The following is a 7,566-nucleotide window of genomic DNA, read 5'->3' as shown; positions in this document are numbered from 1 at the left end:
GAGCGGACGGCCACTCGACGAAGTATTCCCCGATCCGGGGCGTCATCACCATGCTTCCGGCACTCACTCCCACCCACACCGTGTCGGGAAGTGACGGGAGCAGCTCGGTCAGCCCGGACTCCCGCATCCAATGGGACAGGTACGTCGCGTCGCCGCCGTCGACCAAGAGCACGTCGGCTTCCCGAAGCCAGGGGACCCACCGATCCGCGCCGATGGTGGGCAGCGCGGTGAGCTCGAGAACGCCGAGCGACGCCCAGCCCAGGCCGGACAAATGACGGAAGTCGTGCTCGGCGGCCAGGAGGCCCCGCACCGATGCCGGTCCGCACATCGGGTGACCCCATTGCGCTGTCGGGACGACCAGGGCGCGGCACTGGGCGACCGGCTTGTCGAGAAGCTGCACGAGCGCAGAGTGAATGCTCGGGTTCGTCACGCCGCCTGAGGTAAGCAAGAGCTTCAACGTGCCTCCAGAGAGTCCGCGCGTGGATGGTGGATGTACCCGAAGCCGTGGGACCGGGCTAGAACTCACCGACAGATCCGGTAAGCACGCCCGTCTGGTGCTCGGCCCTTCAATAGGTACACACCCAGTCAAGCTTTGTCCACAGTTCGACGTGGACGCAGACCTCACGTTGGTCCGTCCATCCATGAGTGCTCTATTTGCCTGTTCGACGCGCGACCCTGTGCGGTTCACATCGCCATCGAGCGGGTGGTTAGGCTGGGTGGATGGCGACAGTTATTCTTGTGCGGCACGGCCGCACCACAGCCAATGCCGCTGGGCTTCTGGCCGGCCGCGCCGTCGGCGTCAGCCTGGACCAGGTCGGGCGCGACCAGGTGGCTCTAACCGGAGACCGGCTCGCGGCCGTGCCCTTAGTCGCTGTGGTGTCGAGCCCTCTTGAGCGTTGTCAGCAGACCGCCCAGCTCATCCTCGATCGCCAGGATGGCACGCCTTACGCGCCGGTCGATCCGGCTCTCACCGAGTGCGATTACGGCCAGTGGCAGGGCCGCACGCTCAGTGATCTCGCGACCGAGGATTTGTGGTCGGTTGTGCAGTCGCAACCCTCCGCCGTCGTTTTTCCCGGCGGTGAATCCATGGCCGCGATGCAGGCCCGGTCGGTGGCAGCGATTCGACGTCACGATGCAGCCTTCGAAGCCGATTACGGGCCAGAGGCCGTGTGGGTTGCGGTCAGTCATGGTGACATCATCAAGTCAATCCTCGCTGACGCGCTCGGCATGCACCTTGACCTGTTCCAGCGTCTTAACGTGGACCCCGCCTCCGTATCGATCGTGCGCTACGGCGCTAGTCGGCCGAGCGTCTACGCGACCAACACCGCCGCGGGTGATCTGTCGTGGCTGTCGAACGGCATCCACTCTGGCGATACCCCGGTGGGCGGCGGTGCAGGGCACAAGGCGCCATGAACCTCATGTGCCTAAAATAATGACATGCCTGCACGTGTTCACGAGTTCGCTTGGCCTGATCGGGTCGTCGTTGGCACCATTGGCCTTCCGGGGGCGCGTACGTTCTATCTGCAGGTGCGTTCGGGGACGCAGATCGTGAGTATTGCCTTGGAGAAGCAGCAGTCGGCTCTGCTCGCGGAGAAGATCGACGAAATTCTCGACCAGCTCATCACCGTCGAGGGGAACCCCTTCAGCGTTCCCACGAGTACTCCCATTGAACTTGTCGACAATGACCAGCTCGAGGCCGTTCAGGAGCAGTTTCGCACCGGCTCCATGAGCTTAGGTTGGGACCCGACGACGGCCCAGGTCGTAATTGAGGCCTACCCCATCACCGATGTCGATACCGACGACGACGAATCGCTTGATGAGGGCGGCGCTAACGCGGCCGAAATGCTGCTGGTGCGAATGCCGGTCGGCACCGCCCGCGCATTCGCCAAGCGCACTCGTGAGATCGTGGGCGCCGGACGTCCGACGTGCCCGCTCTGCGGTTACCCCATAGACGCCGACGGGCACATCTGTACCCTTCCCGAGGCCTGATGCCAGCGCCGGACCTCGTGACCGCCGAGTTGACGCTCACCGGCCGCATCACGACGGCTTCAAACGCGACATTCCTGGGCAGCATCGGCGACGTGGTGGTCGTCTATAAGCCGATAGCAGGCGAAAGCCCGCTGTGGGATTTTCCCTACGGCACCCTGGCTCACCGGGAGGTGGCCGCCTACCTGGTCTCGCAGGCCTTCGGCTGGGACGTCGTGCCGCACACCTGGCTGCGCGATGGTCCGATGGGCGAAGGAATGGTGCAGCTCTGGCAAGAGCAAGACCACCCCGCCCAAAGCGCCGTGAATCTGGTCGCGGCGGACCAGGTGCCGGAGACGGGCTGGAAACACGTTCTCAAGGGTCGAGATGAGAACGGACAGATAGTCGCCCTCGTTCACGAAGACTCGCCGGCGCTCAGACGCATGGCGGTGTTCGACATCGTCGTCAACAACGCCGACCGCAAAGGCGACCACATTCTTGCCATGACGGACGGACACCGGCACGGCGTGGACCATGGGCTCACCTTTCACCGTGACCACAAGCTGCGCACGGTGCTGTGGGGATGGCTGGGAGACGCTCTGACCGCCGAGGAACGCGACGGCATAGATCGTGTCAGCGAGGGACTGCACGGTGGGCTGGGCCAAAACCTGGCGGAGTTGCTCAGCGCCGAAGAAATCGCATCGCTCGCCACGCGCTGCGCTCGGTTGCGCTTGGCAGGGCGGTTTCCGGCTCCGAGCGGTGAGATGTCGGCGGTGCCCTGGCCGCTGTTCTAATTCGTATGAAGCAAAATGCGGCCGGCATCATTTCGACTTGTCAACGGGTGGCCGTAAAAGCGCATAGCCGCCAAGAACATGTGCTCTTAGCGGCCATCGCAATAAGTCTCCGGGGTTAGGAACTATTCATTGAAGCGGAACTCGACCACGTTCCGTAGCCGATTAACCTGTAGAACTTTTGGTTAGTTTCCACCGCGAACGGGCAAGGCCTGAAGAACGAGAACCAGGAGTTGGCCACGTTATCGGAAGATATGGGCCCTGCCCCGGGCTCTGTCAGCCGCGCGTTGACGATTGGCAGCTGCGGGGCCACAATCGCATTGTCGATGGTCGCCCGGTACCTACCCGTGCAGCCATTCTGAGTGAGCACTGAATCAAGGCGCGTTTGCGCGCTCAGCACGGGCTGACCCCCGGGCAGGTGGTGCCGGTGTGTCGGTTCCCTGACATAAGAGGGAGGTCCTCGCTCATGGCCGAGACCAAAGTCAAGCACCGTAGCGTCGAGGAACGTGCTGCGAAGGGCAAGCGGAAACGGGAGACGACGCCGGTCTCCAGCCACATGGGCCGGATCCTCCCGGATCCTGTCTCGCTGCTTGAGGAACAAAACCTCACCCGCGAACAGGACCTCTTGCCGGTGCGGCACGGCCGGATGCTGGTCTCACCGTTCACGTCCTATCGGGGTGCGGCGAAATCATGGCCGCCGAACTGAAGGACTCGCCGCGGGCCTGCCTGGTCGCCAAGTGACCGACTCGGCCGGGCCCTTCCGGCCGGGCCCCCTGATGGAAAGAGATGATCCTATGACGACCTCGACGTCCCGAAAGAATCCGGCCGATGATCCCGTGGCGATGTTCTTCGACGAGCTCGGTCGGCGTGGCCGCGAGCCACTGTTACGCAAGGTCTCGGGACGCGTCAGGTTTGATCTCGTGGACGGCGCGCACACGGAGCAATGGCTCGTGGCCGTTGACAAGGGCGAGCTCACCGTGGATCGCGAGGCTGGCCCGGCCGACGGCATAATCCGCGGCGAACGCTCACTCTTCGAGGAACTGGTCGGTGGACGTAAAAACCTAGCGGCTGCGGTCCTGCGCGGTGCGTTGGAATTCCGCGGCGATCTCGAGCTGTTGGCCGCGATCCAGCGGATCTTCCCCGCCCCGCCCCGCGGGTGGGACCCGACTGTCGGCACAAGGAGCGCGTGATGAGCGACGAGATGGTGAAAATCCTCAACGGCAATATTTTCGTAGTCAGCGACGCGCGGGGCGATATTGAGGCCTCGTCGTCGGACCCGACAGGGCTGTTCTCGTTCGACACCCGGTTCTTGTCGAAGTGGGTGCTCACCGTGAACGGTGACCGTCTCACCTCGCTGTCGACCGACGACCTGCAGTACTTCGAGGCCCGGTTCTTCCTCGTCCCCGGGATCGGGAGCGTCTATGTGAACACGACGCTTTCAGTGATCCGCCAGCGTGCGGTCGGCAACGGCTTCCACGAGGAGTTGTCGATCCTTAACCACGACGACGCGCCCGTCGATCTCACCGTGCGGATCGATGCGGACTGCGACTTTGCGGATCTGTTCGAGGTCAAGGACGCGCTGCAGAAGAAGGGTTCCTACGAGAAGCGGGTGGACGGGGGCTCGCTGCTCTTGACGTACCGGCGTGACACGTACAGGCAGTCGACGGCGATCTCATCGTCGCAGCCGTGCGCGTTCGACGAGAACGGGCTGACGTTCGAGATCACGATCGAGCCGCACGAGACCTGGACAACCGATCTCGATATCGCCATCGAGATGCTCACACGGGAAATCGGACAGAAAGAGGAGGGCGAAGCGCGGTCGCTCTCGGACCAGATGAAGCGGCCGATCACGGACATGGCGCAGAACCTCGCCCGGTGGCTCGACGAGGCGCCGCGGCTCGCGTGTGACTGGGAGGCGCTGCCCAGGACCTACCGCCGAAGCCTAATCGACTTGGCCGCGCTCCGCTTCTCGCCGCTAACCGCGGGGAGCCGCAGCCTCCCGGCCGCAGGTCTGCCGTGGTTCATGACAATGTTCGGGCGCGACAGCATCTTCACGAGCCTGCAGGCGCTGCCCTTCACTGCGGAGCTGGCGGCGACGACGCTGCGCGAGCTCGGGTTGCGCCAAGGCACCCGTGTCGACGACTTCCGCGACGAGGATCCCGGCCGGATCCTGCACGAGATGCGCTTCGGCGAGATGACTGCCTTCGAGGAGCGCCCGCACTCCCCGTATTTCGGGTCCGCGGACGCCACGCCGCTGTACGTAGTCCTGCTCGACGAGTACGAGCGGTGGACGGGCGACACGACGCTCGTCCGCGAGCTCGAGGACGAGGCACGCGCCGCGCTGCACTGGATCGACGCCTACGCCGACCTCCAGGGCAACGGCTACATCGCCTACGAGCGGCGCAACGCCGAGACCGGGCTCGAGAACCAGTGCTGGAAGGACTCCTGGGACTCGATCTCCTACCACGACGGCACGCTGCCCGGCTTCCCGCGAGCCACTTGCGAGCTGCAGGGCTACGCGTACGACGCCAAGGTGCGCGGCGCGCGGCTGGCACGCGAGGTGTGGAACGACCCCGCCTTGGCCAACCAGCTCGAAGATCAGGCCGCCGAGCTGAAACAACGATTCAATCGCGACTTCTGGGTCACTGACGGTGAGTACTTTGCGATCGCTCTCGACACTGACGGCCGTCAGGTCGACTCGCTCACATCGAACAACGGCCATCTCCTGTGGAGCGGCATCGTCGACGAGTCGAAGGCCAAGGCCGTCGTCGAACATCTCATGGGCGACCGGCTCTTTTCGGGTTGGGGAATCCGGACCCTCGCCGTCGGGGAGGGCCGGTACAACCCCGTTGGCTATCACAACGGGACGATCTGGCCGTTCGACAACTCGTTCATCGCATGGGGACTCCGCCGCTACGGCTATAAAGACGAGGCGGCCGTGGTCGCGGCCGGCATTCTCGAAGCGTCCCGGTTCTTCGACGGGCGCCTCCCCGAAGCGTTCGGCGGATACCCACAATCTATGACGAAGTACCCGGTGCAGTATCCCACCGCGTGCAGCCCCCAAGCATGGTCCACCGGCGCACCGCTCCTGCTTCTGCGCACGATGCTCGGGCTCGAACCAATGGGTGAGCACCTCGTGGTGGATCCAGCGCTCCCGACGACCGTCGGCCGGCTGGAGCTAATCGACATCCCGGGCCGCTGGGGACGGATCGACGCATTCGGGCGTGGACGCTTCGACACGTCGCGTGTGATGAGCCGGCCGCCGTTGTAGACATGGCGGCCGCAGTCTAATACGCACTGCCGGTCGCACTCGTCCACTATGACCAGACCAAGTCGATGACGGGGGGGATCTGTCCAGCGACCCCGATCATTCACCCCGACGCGTCTAACGGCGTCATCTCGCCCGGACCCCAATCGCTGCGATGCAAAGTCAGACGTCATAGGGCTCCCCTATCCCAAACGCACTAAGGCCCGTCGGCCCAGCTGCAACGAAACCTAGTCGATTCCGGAAGGGTAAGGCTGTCAAGAAAAACAATGCGCCAATCTTTTCGGGGCGGGTGACTCGGTCGCCTCCGGATTCCATACTCGGGCACCCATACACGGTGGCTTCGGGTCGCCCCGACGATCTTCCCGACGACCGGTTCCAGCAGTCAGACCCATCGTTCTGTCACTCGAACGTTGGCCAGTCATTCCTTGCCGTCAAAATGCGGGCGGCATCATTTTGACGTGCCAACCGGTGGCAAAAAGCGCATGGCCGCCGCTAAGAACACGTGTTCTTAGCGGCCATCGCAAAAGGTCTCAGGAGGTCAGAAACTTACACATTGAACCTAAATTCAACCACGTTCCGTAGTCGAATAACCTCAAATCTCCGTGCGTGATTGCGAGAGGGGTTTCCAGTCATTTCTGCAAACTTCACCAACGTTTGCATCCCATCGTGAAGATGCGCCGCTCAGATAAATCAAGGGGGCCGGAGCCCGAACGACGGGCCTGACCCAACCAACTACTACTAGGCGATCGCTTAGCGGCGTGCCTCAGCCCAAGACTTCGTCGACATAGCACCAGCGCCACGACTCACCCGGTTCGACGCTGCGCATGACTGGGTGTCCCGTTGTGCTGTAGTGCCGGGCCGCGTGCAGGCCGGGAGAAGAATCGCAGCACCCGACGTTTCCGCATTCCATGCACAGGCGCAGGTGGACCGGAGTGGTTCCTTCATTGAGGCAGTCGCGGCACTGCGGGTCGACCGGAACCGGCCGGTCCGGTGCCTGGCCCAGGTGCCCGCAGCCGGCCGCCACCTCCTGCGGTACGGCCAAGAACGCCCCGTGGCGGGTGCCGCCGTCGTCGACCGCGGCGTCGAGCATCGATTCTTCAACATCCAACCGCTCCAGCACCTCATCCACCACCTCGGCAGGGTAGGCACCCGTTCCGCGAAGTTCCAGGACTTTGGCCCGTTCGGCGTCCAGCATGGCGACCCGCAGCTGCGCATAGCGGTGGCTGGGGGTGCGGGTTTCGGTTTCCGGCCGGCCCAGCCGTTCCCAGGCTGCCAAGCTGCGTTCCTCGGTCCGACGCTGCAGCATGGCCAAGACTTCCGGCGGGTCCTCAGGCACAGCGGCCGTGCGCAGCCTTTCCAGTCCTGCTGCCACGGTCTGCTGGAGCATCGAGGCCTGGGTCAGCGCGTCCTGCCCGGGGTCCGGACCATGCAGTCCCAGCCTGCGCACCAGCCAGGGCAGGCTGAATCCCTGCAGCACCAAGGTTCCGCCCACTACGGCCAGGGCGGCGAGGACGAGAACCTGGCGGTGGGGTATGTCCTGCG

Annotated in this window: 8 protein-coding genes; 6 read left to right on the top strand and 2 right to left on the bottom strand. The window is 64.1% G+C overall.

The genetic code is table 11. The features are described 5' to 3' along the window. Positions 1-457: Type 1 glutamine amidotransferase-like domain-containing protein (locus AC5RWT_RS32235; protein ID WP_494083773.1), on the bottom strand; the 457-nt coding region annotated here is incomplete at its 3' end. A gap of 263 nt (positions 458-720) precedes the next feature. Here AC5RWT_RS32235 and AC5RWT_RS32230 point away from each other — a divergent pair. The 6 genes from AC5RWT_RS32230 (at position 721) to AC5RWT_RS32205 (ending at position 6,027) form a co-directional block, all read left to right on the top strand. Further along, the gene (locus AC5RWT_RS32230) at positions 721-1,413 is read left to right on the top strand and encodes a histidine phosphatase family protein (protein ID WP_494083772.1); all 693 of its coding nucleotides are present in this window, start codon (positions 721-723) and stop codon (positions 1,411-1,413) included. Positions 1,414-1,437: 24 nt separating this feature from the next. Next, positions 1,438-1,989 (top strand): DUF3090 domain-containing protein, encoded by a 552-nt coding sequence (locus AC5RWT_RS32225; RefSeq protein WP_494046047.1) that lies wholly within the window; start codon positions 1,438-1,440, stop codon positions 1,987-1,989. Then, positions 1,989-2,759, top strand: coding sequence for an SCO1664 family protein (locus AC5RWT_RS32220; protein ID WP_494083771.1), 771 nt, complete (start codon positions 1,989-1,991; stop codon positions 2,757-2,759). Before AC5RWT_RS32225 ends, AC5RWT_RS32220 begins: the two co-directional genes overlap by 1 nt. 463 nt (positions 2,760-3,222) lie before the next feature. Continuing rightward, entirely contained in the window at positions 3,223-3,462 is a 240-nt protein-coding gene (locus tag AC5RWT_RS32215; protein WP_494083770.1) for a hypothetical protein, read from the top strand. 88 nt (positions 3,463-3,550) lie between these two features. Further along, positions 3,551-3,946: an SCP2 sterol-binding domain-containing protein gene (locus tag AC5RWT_RS32210; RefSeq protein WP_494046044.1), complete on the top strand. Its 396-nt coding sequence runs from the start codon at positions 3,551-3,553 to the stop codon at positions 3,944-3,946. Beyond that, positions 3,946-6,027, top strand: coding sequence for an amylo-alpha-1,6-glucosidase (locus AC5RWT_RS32205; RefSeq protein WP_494046043.1), 2,082 nt, complete (start codon positions 3,946-3,948; stop codon positions 6,025-6,027). Before AC5RWT_RS32210 ends, AC5RWT_RS32205 begins: the two co-directional genes overlap by 1 nt. A gap of 760 nt (positions 6,028-6,787) precedes the next feature. On the opposite strand, the gene AC5RWT_RS32200 is transcribed toward AC5RWT_RS32205, so the two are convergent. Beyond that, the coding region (locus tag AC5RWT_RS32200) for a ubiquitin carboxyl-terminal hydrolase 14 (RefSeq protein ID WP_494083769.1) at positions 6,788-7,566 on the bottom strand (779 nt) is incomplete at its 5' end.

This window comes from Arthrobacter sp. Dra40, from assembly GCF_059091905.1.
Note: the sequence above shows the minus strand (reverse complement) of the source record. Positions and strands in the feature narration are given on the sequence as shown.